The 18,069-nt window shown below is 71.3% G+C and carries 13 protein-coding genes and 1 tRNA gene; 6 read left to right on the plus strand and 8 right to left on the minus strand.

Going from position 1 to position 18,069, the window contains the following annotated elements; all coding sequences use genetic code 11:
* Positions 1–55: 55 nt before the first annotated feature.
* Positions 56–130 (minus strand) — tRNA-Val (locus HNR00_RS16790).
* A gap of 207 nt (positions 131–337) precedes the next feature.
* Between HNR00_RS16790 and HNR00_RS16795 the strand changes: the two genes are divergently transcribed.
* The 3 genes from HNR00_RS16795 (at position 338) to HNR00_RS16805 (ending at position 2,875) form a co-directional block, all read left to right on the plus strand.
* Positions 338–982: a TetR/AcrR family transcriptional regulator C-terminal domain-containing protein gene (locus HNR00_RS16795; RefSeq protein ID WP_183571359.1), complete on the plus strand. Its 645-nt coding sequence runs from the start codon at positions 338–340 to the stop codon at positions 980–982.
* A 31-nt stretch (positions 983–1,013) separates the two neighbouring features.
* Positions 1,014–2,033, plus strand: a complete 1,020-nt coding sequence (gene ilvC, locus HNR00_RS16800) for a ketol-acid reductoisomerase (RefSeq protein WP_183571361.1) — start codon at positions 1,014–1,016, stop codon at positions 2,031–2,033.
* A gap of 188 nt (positions 2,034–2,221) precedes the next feature.
* Positions 2,222–2,875 carry a pyridoxamine 5'-phosphate oxidase family protein gene (locus HNR00_RS16805; protein WP_183571363.1) on the plus strand — a complete coding sequence of 218 codons (654 nt, stop codon included), beginning with the start codon at positions 2,222–2,224 and terminating at the stop codon, positions 2,873–2,875.
* Here HNR00_RS16805 and HNR00_RS16810 read toward each other — a convergent pair whose 3' ends face one another.
* The 4 genes from HNR00_RS16810 to HNR00_RS16825 all read right to left on the minus strand — a co-directional run bounded on the left by HNR00_RS16810 (position 2,876) and on the right by HNR00_RS16825 (position 8,295).
* Positions 2,876–3,565, minus strand: a complete 690-nt coding sequence (locus HNR00_RS16810) for a haloacid dehalogenase type II (RefSeq protein ID WP_183571365.1) — start codon at positions 3,563–3,565, stop codon at positions 2,876–2,878.
* A gap of 5 nt (positions 3,566–3,570) precedes the next feature.
* Complete coding sequence (trpS, locus tag HNR00_RS16815) at positions 3,571–4,632, minus strand: tryptophan--tRNA ligase (protein ID WP_183571367.1); 1,062 nt, start codon at positions 4,630–4,632, stop codon at positions 3,571–3,573.
* Between the two features lie 229 nt (positions 4,633–4,861).
* Positions 4,862–5,578 (minus strand): PhoH family protein, encoded by a 717-nt coding sequence (locus HNR00_RS16820; protein WP_183571368.1) that lies wholly within the window; start codon positions 5,576–5,578, stop codon positions 4,862–4,864.
* 380 nt (positions 5,579–5,958) lie between these two features.
* Positions 5,959–8,295 (minus strand): ATP-dependent helicase, encoded by a 2,337-nt coding sequence (locus tag HNR00_RS16825; RefSeq protein WP_183571370.1) that lies wholly within the window; start codon positions 8,293–8,295, stop codon positions 5,959–5,961.
* Positions 8,296–8,412: 117 nt separating this feature from the next.
* Here HNR00_RS16825 and HNR00_RS16830 point away from each other — a divergent pair, with 117 nt between their 5' ends.
* Positions 8,413–8,670, plus strand: a complete 258-nt coding sequence (locus HNR00_RS16830) for a hypothetical protein (RefSeq protein ID WP_183571372.1) — start codon at positions 8,413–8,415, stop codon at positions 8,668–8,670.
* A gap of 203 nt (positions 8,671–8,873) precedes the next feature.
* Positions 8,874–12,407: an AsmA family protein gene (locus tag HNR00_RS16835; protein WP_183571374.1), complete on the plus strand. Its 3,534-nt coding sequence runs from the start codon at positions 8,874–8,876 to the stop codon at positions 12,405–12,407.
* Between the two features lie 22 nt (positions 12,408–12,429).
* On the opposite strand, the gene HNR00_RS16840 is transcribed toward HNR00_RS16835, so the two are convergent.
* From HNR00_RS16840 to HNR00_RS16850, 3 genes are all read right to left on the minus strand, one after another.
* Positions 12,430–13,317, minus strand: coding sequence for a 3'-5' exonuclease (locus HNR00_RS16840; RefSeq protein WP_183571377.1), 888 nt, complete (start codon positions 13,315–13,317; stop codon positions 12,430–12,432).
* 81 nt (positions 13,318–13,398) lie between these two features.
* A complete protein-coding gene (locus HNR00_RS16845; protein WP_183571378.1) occupies positions 13,399–14,187 on the minus strand; it encodes an outer membrane protein in 789 nt (262 codons plus the stop codon).
* Positions 14,188–14,437: 250 nt separating this feature from the next.
* Positions 14,438–17,392, minus strand: coding sequence for a bifunctional [glutamine synthetase] adenylyltransferase/[glutamine synthetase]-adenylyl-L-tyrosine phosphorylase (locus HNR00_RS16850; RefSeq protein ID WP_183571380.1), 2,955 nt, complete (start codon positions 17,390–17,392; stop codon positions 14,438–14,440).
* A gap of 201 nt (positions 17,393–17,593) precedes the next feature.
* Here HNR00_RS16850 and HNR00_RS16855 point away from each other — a divergent pair, with 201 nt between their 5' ends.
* Positions 17,594–18,037 (plus strand): GNAT family N-acetyltransferase, encoded by a 444-nt coding sequence (locus HNR00_RS16855; protein WP_183571382.1) that lies wholly within the window; start codon positions 17,594–17,596, stop codon positions 18,035–18,037.
* The last annotated feature ends 32 nt before the right edge of the window (positions 18,038–18,069 follow it).

Raw genomic sequence — 18,069 nt, forward strand, 5'->3', positions numbered from 1 at the left:
CCTTCATCCTGAACTTGTCGAAGGACGAGCACCGCCGCGAGGTGCATAGTGGGCGTGGTGGGCGCGACAGGGATCGAACCTGTGACCCTTCGCGTGTGAAGCGAATGCTCTCCCGCTGAGCTACGCACCCGAGCCCCGACATGCCGCTCGGGAAAGGCGGCACGGGCGCCGCAAACGCGACGTGAGCGCCGTATACGTCGGGTCGGGGCGCTCGTAAAGCGCTTATGTGCCGGCCAACGGGCGTGTCCGATTTGTCCGGCGATCTGTCTTGTCCTGTCCGTCGAATCGGACTAGGCAGCCGAACCGTACGGTACAGTACGCTTCCGCCCAACGGTTCATGCAGAGCAGCGCCGCCATCCTCGACATGCCCCCGAAGACGCCGTCCCTGCGCCAGCAGGCGGTGCTCGATGCGGTGCTGTCGCTGATCGTCGAGGGCGGCGACCCGCTGACCATGGATGCGGTGGCGCGGCGCGCGAGCTGCTCCAAGGAGACGCTCTACAAGTGGTTCGGCGACCGCGACGGGCTGCTGACCGCCACCGTGCGCTGGCAGGCCTCGCGGGTCCATGCCGGGCGCGAGCCGATCGATGCCATCGACGCCGCAGTTTTGCGCAAGGAACTCCAGGACTTCGCCGAATCCTGGCTCGCGGTGATCGCGAGCCCGACCTCGGTCGCGCTCAACCGCATCGCGGTGGCGCATGCCGGCTCGCACAAGAGCAACCTCGGCGCCATCGTGCTGGCCAACGGCCGCTTCGCCATCGGCGAGCGGGTCAAGCCGGTGCTGGAGGCGGGCCGCGCCGCCGGGCTGCTGACGTTCGAGGAAACGGAAGGCGCGTTCCGGACCTTCTTCGGTCTGGTCGGCCGAGACATCCAGATCCGACTCCTTCTCGGCGACGCGCTCCCCCTCGACGCCGCCGGGATCGGACGCGACGCGGCCCGCGCCGTCGAGCAGTTCCTGGCCCTCCACGGCCCGGCGAACCCCTGACCCCAACCCACCAAGAAGAGAGGACACCCCCATGCGCGTCTATTACGATCGCGATGCCGACCTGAACCTGATCAAGGGGAAGAACGTCGTCATCGTCGGCTACGGCAGCCAGGGCCACGCCCACGCGCTCAACCTGCGCGATTCCGGCGTGAAGGACATCGTCATCGCGCTGCGCGAGGGCTCCGCCACCGCCAAGAAGGCCGAGGCCGAGGGCTTCAAGGTGATGTCGGTCGCCGACGCCGCCAAGTGGGGCGACGTGGTGATGATGCTTACCCCCGACGAGTTGCAGGGCGACATCTACAAGGAGTCGCTCGAGCCGAACCTGAAACAGGGCGCCGCCCTCCTGTTCGCCCACGGCCTCAACGTGCACTTCAACCTGATCGAGCCCCGCAAGGATCTCGACGTGCTGATGGTCGCACCGAAGGGCCCCGGCCACACCGTACGCGGCGAGTACCTCAAGGGCGGCGGCGTGCCGACGCTGATCGCCATCGCCCAGGACGCCTCCGGCAACGCCCACGACCTCGGCCTGTCCTACGCCTCGGCCAATGGCGGCGGCCGGGCCGGCATCATCGAGACGACCTTCAAGGAGGAGTGCGAGACCGACCTGTTCGGCGAGCAGGCCGTGCTCTGCGGCGGCCTCGTCGAGCTGATCAAGGCCGGCTTCGAGACGCTCGTCGAGGCGGGCTACGCCCCCGAGATGGCCTATTTCGAGTGCCTGCACGAGGTGAAGCTGATCGTCGACCTCATCTACGAGGGCGGCATCGCCAACATGAACTACTCGATCTCGAACACCGCCGAGTACGGCGAGTACGTCACCGGCCCGCGCATCGTCACGCCGGAGACCAAGGCCGAGATGAAGCGCGTCCTCAACGACATCCAGTCGGGCATCTTCACCCGCAACTGGATGCTGGAGAACAAGGTCGGCCAGACCTCGTTCAAGGCCACCCGCGCCAAGCTCGCCGCCCACCCGATCGAGGAAGTCGGCGCCAAGCTGCGCGGCATGATGCCGTGGATCTCCGAGAAGGCCCTGGTCGACAAGTCCAAGAATTAATTTGTCAGTTTCAGGCCGTGCTTCGCTCGGCCTGACCGTCGAGGATGAGGCCGGCGTCGCGATAGCGGCGCCGGCCTTTCTCTTTGGCATCGCGGGCATTTTGCCCTTCGCCGATGGGCCGCCGACGTGCCACAACGGCCGCGCCCGCGCGAGACGGGCCGGACGAGAAGAGATCAGGGAGACGACGTATGGAATCGCTCTACAGCCGGGAGCACCGGGCACTCCAGGACGCGTTCGAGACCCGAAAACTCGCCGACTTCCTCGACAAGCACCACGTCCAGCCGGCGATCGGCGAGCAGGACCGCGCGTTCATCGAGAGCCGCGACATGTTCTTCCTCTCCACGGTCGATCCGGACGGCAACCCGACCGTCTCCTACAAGGGCGGCCCGACCGGCGTGGTGAAGGTGCTGGGCCCGAACGAACTCGCCTTCCCCGGCTTCGACGGCAACGGCATGTTCCTGTCGATGGGCAACGTCGCCGGCCAGGGCAAGGTCGGCCTGCTGTTCATCGATTTCGAGACGCCGCACCGCCTGCGCGTCCAGGGCACCGCCCGGATCGTGCGCGACGATCCGCTGCTCTCGCAATGGACGGAGGCGAAGTACGTCGTGCGCGTCGATGTCACGAAGGCCTGGGTCAACTGCCCGCGCTACATCCACAAGCACACCAAGCTCGAACAGAGCCGCTACGTGCCGAAGCCCGAGACCGAGACGCCCCTCGCCCAGTGGAAGCGCCTCGACATCGTGCAGGAGGTCATCAGCGACGAGGACAAGGCCCGCGTCGAGCGCGAGGGCGTGCTCGATCTCGACGCCTACGGCGCCAAGGTGATGAAGGGCGAGGCCTGATCAGCCCGCGAGCTGCCGCGCGAGGTCGGCGAGGTCGCGCGCCGCGAACGTGACCGGCCCGGCGGGCCCCGTCTCGCCGCCCGCCGGGCCGTTCTCGTGGGGGCGGGCGATGTGGGCGGTCGAGAGCCCCTCCCCGGCCGCCGCGGCGAGGTCGTTCGAATGCGAGGCGACCATCAGGGTCTCCTCCGCGGCAAAGCCCAGGGCCGTCACCGCGTCGCGGTAGAGGGCAGGCTTCGGCTTGTAGTCGCGGGAGAATCCGGCGCCGAGCACGGCGTCGAAGACGAGGCCGTTGCGGCGGGCGAGCGCCACGATCAGGCTGACATGCCCGTTCGAGAGCGGCGCCAGCACGAATTTTTGGCGGAGTTCCGCCATCGCGGCGGGCACCTCGGGCCACGCGTCGAGGCGGTGCCAGGCGAGCACCAACTCGCGCTTGACCGCCGCCGAGACGCCGGCGTGGCCGAACGCTTCCAAAAGATCGTCCAGGCTCTCGGCCTGGAGCGTGTCGAGGTCGGCGAAGGGGCGTGCCCCGGAGCGTACCGCCTCCATCGACGGCTGATAGCGCCCCCGCCACGCGTCGGCGAAGGCGCCGCCGTCGAGGCCGGGGAGGAGGCGCTCGACCTCGCGGGCGACGCCGGAGCGCCAATCGACCAGCGTTCCGAACGTGTCGAAGACGAGCGCCCGGATCGCCATCGGGCTCAGACCGCCCGGAGCGCCGGCCCGCGCCGGACGAAGCCGACGATGTCCTTGACGGCGTCCAGCGTCGGGGCGGCGATCTGTTCCGCCCGCCCCGCGCCATCGGCCAGTACCGCGTCGATATGGGCGGGGTCGGCCACGAGCCGCTTCATCTCGGCATTGATCGGCGCAAGGGTCTCGACGGCCAAATCCACCAAGGCCGGCTTGAAGCTCGAGAACTGCGCACCCCCAAAGTCCTTCAGCACCTCCTCGCGGGTGATGCCGCGGAGCGCCGCGAAGATGCCCACCAGATTGTCGGCCTCGGGCCGTCCCTTGAGGCCCTCGATCTCGGAGGGCAGTGAATCCGGGTCGGTCTTGGCCCTGCGCACCTTCTGGGCGATGGCGTCGGCGTCGTCGGTCAGCGCGATGCGCGAATACTCGGACGGGTCCGACTTCGACATTTTCTTGGTGCCGTCACGCAAGGACATGACGCGGGCGGCGGGGCCGCCGATCAGCGGCTCGGTGAACGGGAAGAACTGCTCGCCGTGGCCATGCGCCTGGATCGACGGGCCGAAGTCGTTGTTGAACTTCTGGGCGATGTCGCGGGTCAGTTCGAGGTGCTGCTTCTGGTCCTCGCCGACCGGCACGTGCGTCGCCCGGTAGGCCAGGATGTCGGCCGCCATCAGCACCGGATAGTCGTAGAGGCCGATGCTCGCGTTCTCCCGGTCCTTGCCGGCCTTGTCCTTAAACTGCGTCATGCGGTTGAGCCAGCCCAGCCGCGCGACGCAGTTGAAGATCCAGGCGAGTTCCGCGTGCTGCGGTACCTGGGACTGATTGAAGACGATGGATCGCTTCGGATCAATGCCGGCGGCGAGGAACGCGGCGGTGACTTCGCGGATCTGGCCGCGCAGCGCCTGCGGGTCCTGCCACAGGGTGATCGCGTGCAGATCGACCACGCAGTAGAGGCACTGCGCGTCGCGCTCCTGCATCTCGACGAACCGCTTGATGGCGCCGAGATAGTTGCCGAGGTGGAGGTTTCCGGTCGGCTGGACGCCGGAGAAGACGAGTTCGTTGAACGCGGCCATCGGCTCGGGTCCCAGGGTGAGGCCGGGCCGAGGCGATCTCGCATCCCGCTAGAAGCGGCGGTTTCTGGCCCGGCGGTGGCGCCGGGTCAAGGCGAGGGAGTACGCGTTCCCCTCCCCCTTGCGGGAAGCGGTTAGGGTTGGGGGTCGTGCAGAAGGTACCGCACCGGTCCCTCCCGAGCCACCCCCACCTCCATCTCCTCCCCGCAAGGGGGAGGAGAGGCGCCCTGCCCTAAAGGCTCGCCTCCTCGAACGCCCGCACCCACTCGGCGCAGATGCCGGAGCGGACGATGTCGTCGAGGGTGAATTCGACGATCGGAATGCTCATCATCCGGCTCTTCACCAGATGGATGACGGTGCGCAAGCCGGAGGTCTCGCGCAAATCGGTCTGCGAGACGTCGCCGTTGATGATGACCTGGCAATCGTCGCCGATGCGGGTCAGGAACATCTTGATCTCGGCGGTGGTGGTGTTCTGCGCCTCGTCGAGGATCACGAGGCAGTTCTTGAAGGTGCGTCCGCGCATCACCTCGAAGGGCACCACCTCGATGTCGCCGGCCTTGACCGCGACGTCGAAGGCGCCTGCGCCCATGCGCTCCTTCATCGTTTCGGTGAGCGGGGCGACCCAGGGCGCGATCTTCTCCTCCAGCGTGCCGGGGAAGAAGCCCAGCGAGCGGCCGGAGGGGACGTTGGGGCGGGTGATGACGACCTTGGCGATCCGGCGCTGGCGGAGCTGGTCGGCGGCGCGGGTGCCGGCGATGAAGGTCTTGCCGGTGCCGGCGGGCCCCAGGACGATGACCTGGGCGGACGTCGCGAGAGCGTCGAGGTACTGGCCCTGTCGGTCGGTCAGGGGTTGGATCGGGGCGGGATTGCGTTCCTCGTCGAACCGGGTCCGATGCATCCGGATCGGTCGGTCCTCAACCAGTTCAAGCCGTGCGCGTCGTCTCTTCATGGATCGATACTCCACCTTGACTCGTGCGTGACTTCGATACCCTCGAACTTTCAACCGGCCTCGACTGTCTCCAAACCTCCCGAGAACTGAACAGCATCGCGGCCAAGGCCAATGATGCGGGTGCAAGAGCAAAGCCAACCCTGCCGGGTCGGTTCCACGCTCACGATGAATCGTTGTGGATGCGTCCCCGGCGCCACGCTTCGCTCCCCGTGAAGCTTTTCAGCCGCGGGCGACGGTGGCGTGACGGGGGAGCGAAGAAGCGATGACGCGGCCCTTTTCGGACCGGAGCCGGCGGATCGGGACGATCCTGGCATCATCATCGCGGGCGTCGCCCTCCTCGGGCGAGCGGGAGCGAGTGGCGAAGCCACTGGCCGGAGGCTTCATCCGGGCTGGAGGAAGCTCTCCAGCACCATTTTCCGACCGGCCTTGTCGAAGTCAACGGTCAGCTTGTTGCCGTCGATGCCCGCGACCGTGCCGGGGCCGAACTTGGTGTGGAAGACTCGCGCGCCGTTCTCGAAGGCCGAGGCCGCCGCGGTGGACTTGGCCACGAGTTCGCCCTCGATCTCACGCGGGCCGCCCGAGCGCCCGCCGCGATTCCCGCTGCCGAAATTGCCCGCGGTGTTGGCCTGCGCCCGCTGCCAGCCCGGCGTGCCGTAGGACGAACCGAACGGGGCCGGGTTGCGGTCGAACCGCGAGGCGCCGGCGGAGAAGTGGGCGGGGGCGTCGATCACGTCCACGGCCTGGGGCGGCAGCTCGTCGATGAAGCGGGACGGGATGGTCGAGGACCACAGCCCGTGAATGCGCCGGTTGACCGCGAAGGACAGCTTGGCCCGCTTGCGGGCCCGCGTCAGGCCGACATGGGCCAGCCGCCGCTCTTCCTCCAGGCCCGCGCGCCCGCTCTCGTCGATGGCGCGCTGGTTCGGGAACAGGCCGTCTTCCCAGCCGGGCAGGAACACCGTGTCGAATTCCAGCCCCTTGGCGGCGTGCAGCGTCATCAGGGAGACGCGGTCGGCGCCCTCGGCCTCGGACGCCTCCATCACCAGCGAGACGTGTTCGAGGAAGCCCGCCATGTCCGGGAATTCCTCCATCGAGCGGACGAATTCCTTGAGGTTTTCCAAGCGCCCGGCGGCGTCGGCGGAGCGGTCCTTCTGCCACATCTCGGTGTAGCCGGATTCCTCCAAGATGGTCTGCGCCACTTCCGGGTGCGGCTTCGACTCGACGAGTCGGGCCCAGCGCGAAAAACTCTCGACGAGGCCGCGCAGCATCGAGCGGGCGCGGGGCTTCAGCTCGTCGGTCTCGATCAGCTTTCGCGCCGCGGCCAGCAGCGGGATGCGGTCGGCCCGCGCAAAGGCGTGGAGCGTCTGGAGCGTCGCATCGCCGAGGCCGCGCTTGGGCGTGTTGAAGATGCGCTCGAACGCGAGGTCGTCGGCCCCGTTCATGGTGACGCGCAGGTAGGCCAGCGCGTCGCGGATCTCCGCCCGCTCGTAGAAGCGCGGACCGCCGACCACCCGGTAGGGCAGGCCCACCTGCACGAAGCGGTCCTCGATCTCGCGCATCTGCGCCGAGATGCGCACCAGCACCGCGATCTCGGAGAGCGGATGCTTCCTGTGCTGGAGCGACTCGATCGCCTCGGCGATCTGGCGCGCCTCCTCCTCCGAATCCCAGGCGCCGGAGACGGTGACGGGCTCGCCCGCCTCGTCCTCGGTGCGCAGCGTCTTGCCGAGCCGGCCCTCGTTCTTGGCGATGAGGCCGGAGGCGGCGGCCAGGATGTGGCCGGTCGAGCGGTAGTTGCGCTCGAGCCGCACCACGGTGGCGCCGGGAAAATCGTGCTCGAAGCGCAGGATGTTGTCGACCTCGGCGCCGCGCCAGCCGTAGATCGACTGGTCGTCGTCGCCGACGCAAGCGACGTTCTTTCGCGCCTGCGCGAGCAGCCGCAGCCAGAGATACTGGGCGACGTTGGTGTCCTGGTACTCGTCGACGAGGATGTAGCGGAAGCGGTCCTGGTAATTCGCGAGGATGTCGGGGTTCTCGCGCCACAGCTTGAGGCACAGCAGCAGAAGATCGCCGAAATCGACCGCGTTCAGCGTCACCAGCCTGGCCTGATAGGCGGTGTAGAGCTGGCCGCCCTTGCCGAAGGCGAAGGACTGCCCTTCGCCCGCCGGCACCTGCTCGGGGGAGAGGCCGCGGTTCTTCCAGCCATCAATGGTGTGGGCCAGCGAACGCGCCGGCCAGCGCTTCTCGTCGATGTTCTGGTCGGCGATGACCTGCTTCATCAGCCGGATCTGGTCGTCGGTGCCGAGGATGGTGAAGTCGGATTTGAGCCCGACCAGCTCGGCGTGACGGCGCAGAATTTTGGTGCCGATGGCGTGGAAGGTGCCGAGCCAGGGCATGCCTTCGCCAGCCGGCCCGATCAGGGCGCCGATGCGGTGCTTCATCTCGCGGGCGGCCTTGTTGGTGAAGGTCACCGACAGGATGTCGTAGGGCCGCGCACGCCCCGTCGCGATCAGGTGGGCGATGCGCGTCGTCAGCACGCGGGTCTTGCCGGTGCCGGCGCCCGCCAGCACGAGGACCGGGCCTTCGGTGGCCTCCACGGCGCGGCGCTGCTCCGGGTTGAGGCCGGTGAGGTAGGACGCGCCCTCGGGCCGCAGGGCCGCCATCGCGCGGGCGGCGATCGAGGCGGGCGCGGCCCCCGGTTCGCTGTCACGGTCGTGCATCATGCCCGCATCCCTGGACCAAAAGGCGAACGCCGTCGAGACCCGCCCCGGAACCGCCCGCCACCCTCGGGCGTCACACCTGACGAGATCGATCCTCTCTCCCAAAGGACAAGCGAGGCCATGAGCGCCCGGACATTTTGCGCCCCGATTGCCGTCCTCACCCTGCTGGCCGGCCTCACGGCGGCCGATGCGCAGGTCCTGGGCCAGGGCCGCAACAGCGGCAGCAGCCGGATGAACCAGAACTTCGAGGTCCAGAACCAGAACCGCAACTTCCAGCAGCGCCAGACGCTGGAGAACAGCGCCGTGCGCAACCAGATCCAGCGGGCGCCGCTGAACCGGCCGGCGCCGAGCGGGCCGGGACTCATCCCGCGACCGTGAGACGGAGGCTTCCGCCGGCCTCGCGATGACGCTGCGGAGTTCCTCCCGGCGCGCCTTGTCCGCACCCGAAGACGGCGTCTCCCACCGTCAAGCTTGAGATGCGGGCTCCGCTTCGCCTGTGCTATGGCCGCCGGTGAGGTCGCGTCGTCGGCGCGCCTCGCGGTGGGTGCCTGTCCCCGGCAGGCGAGGCGAAAGCGAATTCGGTGCGTGACCTCCTGACCGCGCTCGCGGGCGTCGTCGTGCTGATCCTCGTGGCGGCGCTCGCCGTGCCGCCCTTCATCGACTGGTCGGGCCAGCGCACGCTGATCGACTGGGCGATCACGCAATCCCTCGGCACGCCGGCCCGCAGCGAGGGCGCGGTCGATCTGCGGCTGCTGCCCTCGCCGCATCTTCGCCTCGACCGGCTCACCCTCGGCGAGGCGGACGGGCCGACGCTCGACGCCCAAAAGGTCGATGCCGAGATCGCGCTCTCGCCCCTGCTCAAGGGCGAGGTGCGCTTCACCGCCACCCTGGTCGAGCGCGCCCGCATCACCCTGCCGGTGGCGCGGGACGTTCTGCTTCTGCCGCGCGGCGGCGAGGCGCCGCGGCGGGACGTGGTGATCGAGGCGCTCGCCGTGCGCCACCTCTCGGTCGCGACCCTCCAGGACGGCGCCGAACCGAGCGAGGTCTTCGCGGCGGACGACGTGCGGCTGCGGGCGCCGAGCCTCGCCGGGCCCTGGCTCGCCGAGGGCATGGTGGCGGGAAGCCCGTTCCATCTCGCAACCGGTGCCGTCACGGCCGACGGCGTGCTCGCCCTCAAGCTCACCGGCGGTGGCGACACGCTGCCGCGGCTGGAAACGGACGCCCGAGTCTCGTTCAAGCCGGAACCCGTCGAGGGCGGGGATCGCCGCGGGCTGGTGCCGGAGGCGGAGGGCTCGGCCAAGCTCACCGTCGGCCCGCCGGTCCAGGCGGCGGGCGACTACCTGCCGCTGACGCTGTCCGCCAAGTTCGAGGCGCGCGGCACGACCGTGACGGCCAAGAGCGTCGAGCTCGAACTCGATCCCGGCGGCAAGGCGGCGCGGCTCTCGGGCACCGGCCGGATCGACCTGCGCGCGGCCCGCGCCGGGCTGGACCTCCGCACCCGCCGGCTCGACCTCGACGGGCTGCTGCTGACGCCCGGCGGCCGGGCGCTGCTGTCGCGGGGGCTCGCCGGCCTCGCCCCGTCCCTGCCGATGATGCTCGACCTCGACCTGAAGGCCGAGAGCGTGGCGCTCGGCCTCGACGACTGGTCCGACATGGCGCTCCGCGGCACCTTCGACCGATCGGGCGGGCTGGTGCTGCGCCGCTTCTCGGGGGTCGCGCCGGGCGGGGCCACGGTCGCGGCGACCGGCGAGATCGACCTCTCGGCCTCCGCCCGCTTCACCGGGCATCTCGACATCGCCGCGCGCAATTCCGAGGGGCTCGGGCGCTACGTCGCGCGGCTCGGCGCCGAGGACGCGGTGGCCTCGCTCCTCGACGGGCGGGCGCTCGATCTCAGCGCCGACCTCTCCTCCACCGCCGCCGACCTGTCGCTGCGCAACCTGCGCCTCGCGCTGGGTCCGGTGCGGGTCACGGGCAACGCCGCCTATACCCGGCCGCAAGGGGGGCGCCGCGGCCGGCTGGAGGCGCAGATCGCCGCAAACGGCATCGACATCGCCGAACTGCCGCCTGCCAGCCGCCTGATGCAGGGGCTCGACCGGCACGATCTCGGCCTGACGCTCACCGCCCGCGACGTGCGCTACGGCGCCTCCACGGGGGCCGGCGGCACCATCACGGTGCGGCTGCAATCCGACGGGGCGAGCCTCGTCGTCGACAGCCTCGACATCGAGAACCTCGCCGGCGCCAGCGCCCGCCTCGCCGGCCGGATCGCCCCGGACGGCTCGGGCCGGATCGAGGGCCGCGTCTCGGCGCCGAAGGCCGCCCCGCTGCTGGCGCTGTTGGAGCGCGGCTACCTCGCCGAGGCGCGGCTCGTGCCCCGCGCCTTCCGCGAGGCCGGCCTCGACCTCGCCCTGACGCTGGAGCGCGAATCCGGCGAGGCCGACGCGCTCCGGGCGCATGCCCGCGGCAAGGCCGGCGGCGGCGAGGCCGATCTTTCGGTGCTGACCCGGGCCGGGCGGATCGACAACCTCGCGGCGACCCTCGACACGCCCCGCGCCGGCCTCTGGTTCGGCCGCGACGACGTCGCCGCGCTCCGCCAGCCCGCGCGCCTGCGCCTGACCGGCACGCGGCCGGCGGACGCCGCAGCCCCCCTCGCGCTCACCGTGGAGGGGACGTTTCCCGGCCTGACGCTCGCATCGACGAAGCCGATCCTGCTCGATTCCGCCGACCGGCCGCCGCTCGCGGGCGCGGTGCGGATCGAGGGCGCCGACCTCGCCCCCACTCTCGGCCTCGCCGGCGCGGCCGTCCCGAGCCCGATCCCCGCCGCGCTCACGCTCGAGCTGTCGCGCCGGGGCGAGGCCCTGCATCTCGACCTCGCGGGGCAGGCCGGCGGCACCGACCTCACCGCCGGCCTCGACCGCGGCCTCGACGGCGCGTGGTCCGGCACGGCCTCCCTCGGGCGGCTCTCGCTGCCGGCGCTGGCCGCGGCGCTGATCCTGCCGACCGACCCGCGCGGCACCCGCTTCGCACCGGCGCCGGACCCGCCGCGGGCGAGCCTCGACCTCACGGTCGGCCGGCTCGATCTCGGCCGCGGCTTCGTCGCCGAGGCGGCGTCCTTCCGGCTCCAGCGCGAGGGTGACGCGCTCAAGGTCGCCGATCTCGCCGCCGGCCTCGGCGGCGGCCGGATCGGCGCCAGCCTGACCCTGACGCGGCCCGCGGGCGCGGCTTCCGTCGCGGGCGAGGCCACGGTGACCGACGTGAGCCTGTCCCGCCTCCTCGACGGCGGGCGGCTTGCCGCGACGCTCTCGGGGAACTTGCGCTTCAGCGCCTCCGGCCAGACGCCCGCCGGGCTCGCCGACGACCTCTCGGGCAACGGCGACCTGCGCCTCGCCGGCCTCACCCTGCCCGAGGCCGATCCCGCCGCCCTCGACCGGGCGCTCGCCCGCGCGCTCGCCGAGGACGATCCGCTCCGCGACGGGCGCCCCCAGGCGCTGGTCTCGGAAGAGTTCGCTGCCGCCCCGCTCGCCGCCAAGGGGCCGGTGAGCACTGCCGTGACGCTGGTCGGCGGCGTGCTGCGCTCCGCGCCGCTCATCCTCGATCTCGGGGCCGCCCGCTGGACCGGCAGCTTCGGATTCGATCTGCGCAACGGCACCCTCGATGCCCGCGGGACGCTCACGAGCGCGTCGGCGCCGAAGGGCTGGTCCGGCGCGCCGCCCGCCGTGCAACTGGGGTTTGCCGGCCCCCTCACCACGCCGGAGCGCCGGGTCGACGCCGCGCCGCTGACGACGGGGCTCGCCGCCCTGGTGCTGCAGCGGGAACTGGAGAAGATCGAGCTGTTCGACGCCGACGCGGCCGAGCGCCAGCGCCGCCGCGCCCGCATCGAGATGGACCGCGCCCGAACCGTCGCGGAGGAGGCGGCGCGTCAAGCCCGGATCAAGGCGCAGCAGGCCGCCGAGGAGGCCGCCAGGGAGAATGCCAAGCGCCAGCGCGAGGCCGAGGAGGCGCGCCGCCAACGCGAGGCGGAGGACGCCGCCCGCCGCGCCCGCCAGGAGGCGGAGCCGGCCGCGCCGCCGGACGCACCCGCGCCGCTCGACATCACGCCGCCCGGCGCGCGGCCGTGAGCTCGGGATCGAGCCGGCGCGTTCACGCCGCCGCGGCGCCCTTCACCCGGACCGGGCCCACCACCGCGTCGCCGATGCGCAGGCGCAGGCGCTCGACGTCCTCGGCGTTGTTGGAGATCAGGTCGGTGATGTCGCCGTCGATCAGGGCGTCGACGTGGCGGCAGCGGCGGCGGTGGGTGCCGGCGGGGCAGGAGCAGCGGAGATACGGACCGCCGGTGTTCTCCTCCAGAACCACGACGTAGCGGTTGCCGGTGCTGCCGCGCAGCGAGAAGCGCAGTTCCGCAACGGCAGGGGTGGCACCCGCCACCCGCAGCGCGCGGGCCGAGGTCGAGCGCTCGAGGTCGCGGCGCGCGGCGTTGGTCGCGCGGATCGGCGTCAGTCCGAGGCCGCGGACGAGGTCGGGCACGTCGCGGGCGCCGGTCTCGCGCATGGCGGCCAATGCGATCTCGGCGCAGGCATAGGCGTCCTCGCCCGCGTCGTGGTGCTCGAAGCGGATGCCGAGGCGGGAGGCCACCTTCGACAGGCCGCAGCCGGCCGGATCGGGAAAGATGCGCCGGGCGATCTGGAGCGTGCAGTGGCCGGTCAGTGTCGGCACCGGCGCGCCATAGGCACCGAGCGAGGCGGCGAGCACCCCCATGTCGAAGCCGGCATTGTGGGCGAGCACGACGCCCTTGGCGAGATCGGGCAGGAACGGCGCCATCGCCTCGGGGAAGGTCGGCGCGTCGCGCACGTCCGCGGGCAGGATGCCGTGGATGCGGATGTTGCCCGGCGAGAACCGCATCTGCGGCGGCCGGATCAGCCGCGATTCCCGCCGCACCACGCGGCCGCCCTCGATCCAGGCGAGCCCGACCGCGCAGGCGCTGTCGCGCCGCTCGTTGGCGGTCTCGAAATCGATCGCGACGACGCTCATCGCGCGAGATTAGGGGGTGGGACAGGGCGCCCGCAAGGCACGATCGCCGCGCCGGCCCGTCGGGACCGGCGCGGCGACCGCTCAGAAGGCGTAGCTGACGCCGGCCAGAACCGTGTTGGTCGTGGTCTTCAGCTTGCCCGTCGCGCCCTCGGCGGCCCAGGTGTAGGTCTGCGATCCGTAATCGGCGTAGCGGTACTCGACATGGCCGCGCCAGCGGCCGAACAACACGGTCTCGAGGCCGGCGCCGACGGTCCAGCCGGTGCGAGTGTTCGAGGCCGAGAAGGAATTTCCGAACACGCCGTTCACCGTGTAGGAGGCGTTGACCCGCTCGTCGAGCAGGGCGAGGCCGCCGGTGACGTAGCCGAGCAGCGTCGGGGTGAATAGGTAGCCGGCCCGCACCCGCACCGTGGCGTCCCATTGGTGGCGGACCGTGAGACTGCCGGTGGCGACCGCGAGCGCCACGGCGGCGCTGCCACCGGCGCCGGCGACCGGCGGCAGGCCGGGGAGGACGAGGGTCTCGGTGGCGGTGCGGCGCGCATCGCCCCACGAGAAGTCGCCGGCGACGCCGACCACGAAGGACGGGCCGACCTGGACGTCGTAGCCGACCCGCGGTCCGCCGACGCCGGTGTCGAGATCGAAGCGGCGCGAGGCCGTCGTGGAGCCGAGGACCGGGTCGAACAGAGACCCGGCCCCGCGCGTCTCGTCGAAGCGGTAGCCGCCCTGGACGCCGATCGTGAAGCCCGTCCAGCTTGGGAGGGCGACTGGCACCATCGGCGGTGCGGCGCGCAGCGGCAGATCCGCCGCGGAGGCGACAGCAACATCAAAACCCATCAATGCGGCCAGCCCCGCCGCGCACATCCCGAAGCGCATGTTCTTGTTCCTCGCTCAAAGCTTTCGGAGCGCGGCGACCATAGCGCGTAAATTGACTTGTTTGGTTAATAAGAAGTTAACCAGTCTAATTGATCGGATCAGTGGCGCTGCCGCAACAGCCTAAACAGATAGGTTCGTTGGATTTCGTAAGGCCGGATCGATATCGACAGATGTTCTGTGTAAAAAATGCGCAAGTGCGCGACGCAGAGGCATTCTGATCCGATCGAGATCGGCCTTGGACCAACCGCGGCTACCCTCGGCCGAGTGTTCGGTCGAAGATCGTCCGCACCGCGCGCCGTTCGGCCGCCAACTGGGCGGCGAGCGCCTTGGCGTCGGGGAGGTTGGCCGCGCGGGCGAGCCGCGCCATCGCGACGGCTGAGGCCTCGGTCGGGTCGCCCTCGACCATCAGGCGCTGCCACTGATGCACGTCGTCGAGGAGGCGGTAGGCCTGGGCCAGCCGCTCCGCCTCGCCGCCGTCGAGGAGGCCGGTCTCCGCGGCGCGGGCGAAGAGCGCCGGGGCATCGAGGCCGACGAGATCGGGATGTTCGTGCGCGTGGGCGAGCACCAGGGCCTGACCCAGGAAGTCGAGATCGAGCAGGCCGCCGGGGGCGAGCTTGAGATCGAGGGGGCCGTGGTCGCCCTTCTCCCGCTCGACGGTGGCGCGCATGTCGCGCACCGAACGGTAGACCGCCCTCGCCTCGCGGGGCCGGCGCAGGGCCTCGCCGATCACGGCCGAGACCTCCTCGGCGAGACTCGGATCGCCCGCGATCACACGGGCGCGGGTCAGCGCCATGTGCTCCCACAGCTCCGCCTCCTCGCTCTGATAGCTGCGGAAGCTGCGGAACTGCGTCGCCGTCGCGCCCTGGCCGCCGCCGGGGCGCAGACGCAGGTCCACCTCGTAGAGCAGGCCGCGCCGGGTCGGCGCCGTGAGCGCGGCGACGAGGCGCTGGGTCAGCCGGTTATAGGCCACGGCCGCGTCGAGCCGCTTCGGGCCGGCGCTGGTGCGGTCCTCCGGGTCGAAGTCGTAGAGCACGACGAGGTCGAGATCGGATTCCGCCGTGAGCTGCCGCGTGCCGAGGCGGCCGTAGCCGATGACGACGAGGCGCCCTCCCGGCACCGCCCCGTGCTCCTCGAAAAATCTTCCGGCGACGGCCTCCAGAGCGGTGGAAACCGCTGCGTCGGCGATGGCGGAGAATGCCTCGCCCGCGCCCTTCGGCGTGAGAATGCCGGAGAGGAGCCGCGCGCCGGCGACGAAACGCATTTGGCGGGCGGCATCGCGGCTGCGATCGAGAAAAATCTCGTGCTCGGCGGGCTGGCCCAGCAGCGCGCGGTAATGCGCGGCGATTCCCTCGGGGTCGATGACCGGATCGCCGAAATCCGGGTCGATCACCGCGTCGAGCACGTGCGGGCTGAAGGCGACGGTGCCGGCGAGCCGCGGCGCGCTGCCCAGAAGGTCGGCAAACAGCAGGCGCAGGCGCTCGTGCTCGCGCAGGATGGTGAGCAGCTCGACCGCCGCGGGCATCCGGCCGAAGGCGCGGTCGAGGTTGGCCAAAGCCGCGTCCGGGTCCGGCGTGCCGGCGAGCGCCTTGAGGAGCGCGGGCACGAGTTCGGTCAGCACCTCGCGGGCGCGGGCGGAGCGCACCGCGGCGCGGCGGCCGAAATGCCAGCCGCGCACGGTCTCGGCGACCGTCTCCGGCTCGCGAAAGCCGAGGCTGCGGAGCGTGGCGAGCGTCGCCGGATCGTCGGCGGCGCCGCTGAAGACGAGGTCGCCGACCTCCGAGGAGAGATCGGGCCCGGCTTCGAACAGCAGCGCGTAATGCGCCTGCACCCGCCTCGCGTGGTGGAGCAAGGCCGCCTCGAAGGCCGGCCGGTCGGCGAATCCGGCGAAGCGGGCGAAGGCGTCGAGCTCGGTGCCGTCGGTCGGCAGGCGCTGGGTCTGCTCGTCGCGCACCATCTGCAGGCGGTGCTCGACGGTGCGCAGGAAGGCGTATGCGGCGCCCAACTCGTCGCGCGCACTCTCCGAAATCCAGCCGTCCTCGTGGAGGCGGCCCAGCATCGGCACGGTGGAACGCCCGCGCAGGATCGGCCGCCGCCCGCCGAAGACGAGTTGCTGGGTCTGGACGAAGAATTCGATCTCGCGGATGCCGCCGCGGCCGAGCTTGATGTCGTGGCCGGCCACGGCCAGCGCCTCGTGGCCGCGCACGGCGTGGATCTGGCGCTTCATCGCGTGCACGTCGGCGATGGCCGCGAAATCGAAATACTTGCGCCAGACGAAGGGCGTCAGCTCGGCCAGGAATTTCTCGCCGGCCGGAATGTCGCCCGCCATGGGACGCGCCTTGATGAAGGCCGCCCGCTCCCAGTTCTGCCCGGTCGTCTCGTAATAGACGTAAGCCGAGGCGAGGCTCATGGCGGTCGGGGTCGAGCCCGGATCGGGCCGCAGGCGGTAATCGACCCGGTGGACGTAGCCGTCGCGGGTGCGCTCCTGCAGGAGCTTGGCCGCCCCTTGCGCGAGGCGGGTGAAGAACGGCGTCGGCTCCAGGCCCTGCTTCAGCGGCGCGGCCTCGGGATCGAAGAAGACGATCAGGTCGATGTCGCTCGAATAGTTCAGCTCCCGCCCGCCGAGCTTTCCGAGCCCCAGCACCACGAGGCCGGACCCGGCCTGCGGCTCGGCCGGATCGCTCGGGCGGAAGCGACCGCTCGCCGCGGCCTGAAGCAGGAGCGCGTCGAAGGCCGCCGAGACGGAGGCGTCGGCGAAGTCGGAGAGCGCGGCGGTCACCCGCTCCAGCGGCCAGACGCCGCCGATATCGGCGAGCGCGACGAGCAGCGCGTGCTCGGCCCGGTTCCGGCGCAGCCGCGTTCCGACCGCGTCGAGATCGGGCGCGGCGGCGCCCTCCGAGCGGCCGGCGGCGCGCTGGTCGCCGAGGATGCGCGCGTCGGAGGCCTCGGGGGAGTCCCGAAGCAGGCGCGCGAGGCGCTCGGGATCGCGGGCGGCGAGCGACCAGAGGAAGGGCGAGTGGTCGGCGAGCGCCAGGAGGAGATCCCGGGCCGGGCCCGCGCGCCAATCGGCCGGGAGAGACCCGGCGATCTCGGCGAGGCGCGTCTCCGCCGCCTCCGGGTTCGACAGCGGCGGAGCCCGACCGAGCCGATCGGCCAGGGGCGCGTCGCCGCCGCGTTGGGGATCCCGCCCGCTCGCTCGTCTGCTCATGCCGATCCGCAGCGCCGCCGGATCGCGGCCTCCTGCCCATCAAGCGCGCAACCCCCGCCTCTTCAAGGGGCATCGTGCGCCCCCCGACACAATCGCCCGAACCGCGCGGCGCATCCGGCCTCGCGGGATCGGTCCGGTGACGGTTGAAGTTGGGCGGGCGGCGGTTAAAGCAGCCGGTCACCCCTCGGATCGGAGCCACGCTTGGGACGACGCCACGGCCTGGAGATCCGCACGGTCGCGGCGTCCGACGCGCCCGGCGTCGCCGAGCTTCTGGCGGCGGCCGGCTGTCCGGTGCCGATGGCGGCGGACCGCCTCGACGCCCTGCGCCACCGCTCCGGCACCGCCTTCCTCGCGCTCGAATGGGGGCCGCCGAGCGGGATCGTCGTGCTGCATTGGTATCCGACGCTTCTGGACGGCGCGCCCGTCGCCCAGATCACGACGCTGCTGGTCGCGCCGGACGACCGTCGCCGCGGGATCGGGCGCCAGCTCCTGAAATCGGCCGCGCAGGCCGCCAGGATGGCCGGCTGCGACAGCCTCCACCTGCTCGCGCCGCCCGAGGCGCCAGCGCTGGCGGCGTTCTGCGCGGCCACGGGGTTCTCGGCAGGGGACGGCAGTTTCGTCAGGCCGTTGCGGAAGAAGAGCTGACGCCGGCCCTCGTCCGGTACGCGCGCATCGCG

This window comes from Methylorubrum rhodinum, assembly GCF_014199935.1.
Taxonomy (GTDB): Bacteria; Pseudomonadota; Alphaproteobacteria; order Rhizobiales; family Beijerinckiaceae; genus Methylobacterium; species Methylobacterium rhodinum.

Bases quoted from the DNA above. Each gene is read 5' to 3' on its own strand.
- HNR00_RS16795 (WP_183571359.1), top strand. From the start codon at position 338: ATGCAGAGCAGCGCCGCCATCCTCGACATGCCCCCGAAGACGCCGTCC.
- ilvC (WP_183571361.1), top strand. From the start codon at position 1,014: ATGCGCGTCTATTACGATCGCGATGCCGACCTGAACCTGATCAAGGGG.
- HNR00_RS16805 (WP_183571363.1), top strand. From the start codon at position 2,222: ATGGAATCGCTCTACAGCCGGGAGCACCGGGCACTCCAGGACGCGTTC.
- HNR00_RS16810 (WP_183571365.1), bottom strand. From the start codon at position 3,565: ATGGCGATCCGGGCGCTCGTCTTCGACACGTTCGGAACGCTGGTCGAT.
- trpS (WP_183571367.1), bottom strand. From the start codon at position 4,632: ATGGCCGCGTTCAACGAACTCGTCTTCTCCGGCGTCCAGCCGACCGGA.
- HNR00_RS16820 (WP_183571368.1), bottom strand. From the start codon at position 5,578: ATGAAGAGACGACGCGCACGGCTTGAACTGGTTGAGGACCGACCGATC.
- HNR00_RS16825 (WP_183571370.1), bottom strand. From the start codon at position 8,295: ATGATGCACGACCGTGACAGCGAACCGGGGGCCGCGCCCGCCTCGATC.
- HNR00_RS16830 (WP_183571372.1), top strand. From the start codon at position 8,413: ATGAGCGCCCGGACATTTTGCGCCCCGATTGCCGTCCTCACCCTGCTG.
- HNR00_RS16840 (WP_183571377.1), bottom strand. From the start codon at position 13,317: ATGAGCGTCGTCGCGATCGATTTCGAGACCGCCAACGAGCGGCGCGAC.
- HNR00_RS16845 (WP_183571378.1), bottom strand. From the start codon at position 14,187: ATGCGCTTCGGGATGTGCGCGGCGGGGCTGGCCGCATTGATGGGTTTT.
- HNR00_RS16850 (WP_183571380.1), bottom strand. From the start codon at position 17,392: ATGAGCAGACGAGCGAGCGGGCGGGATCCCCAACGCGGCGGCGACGCG.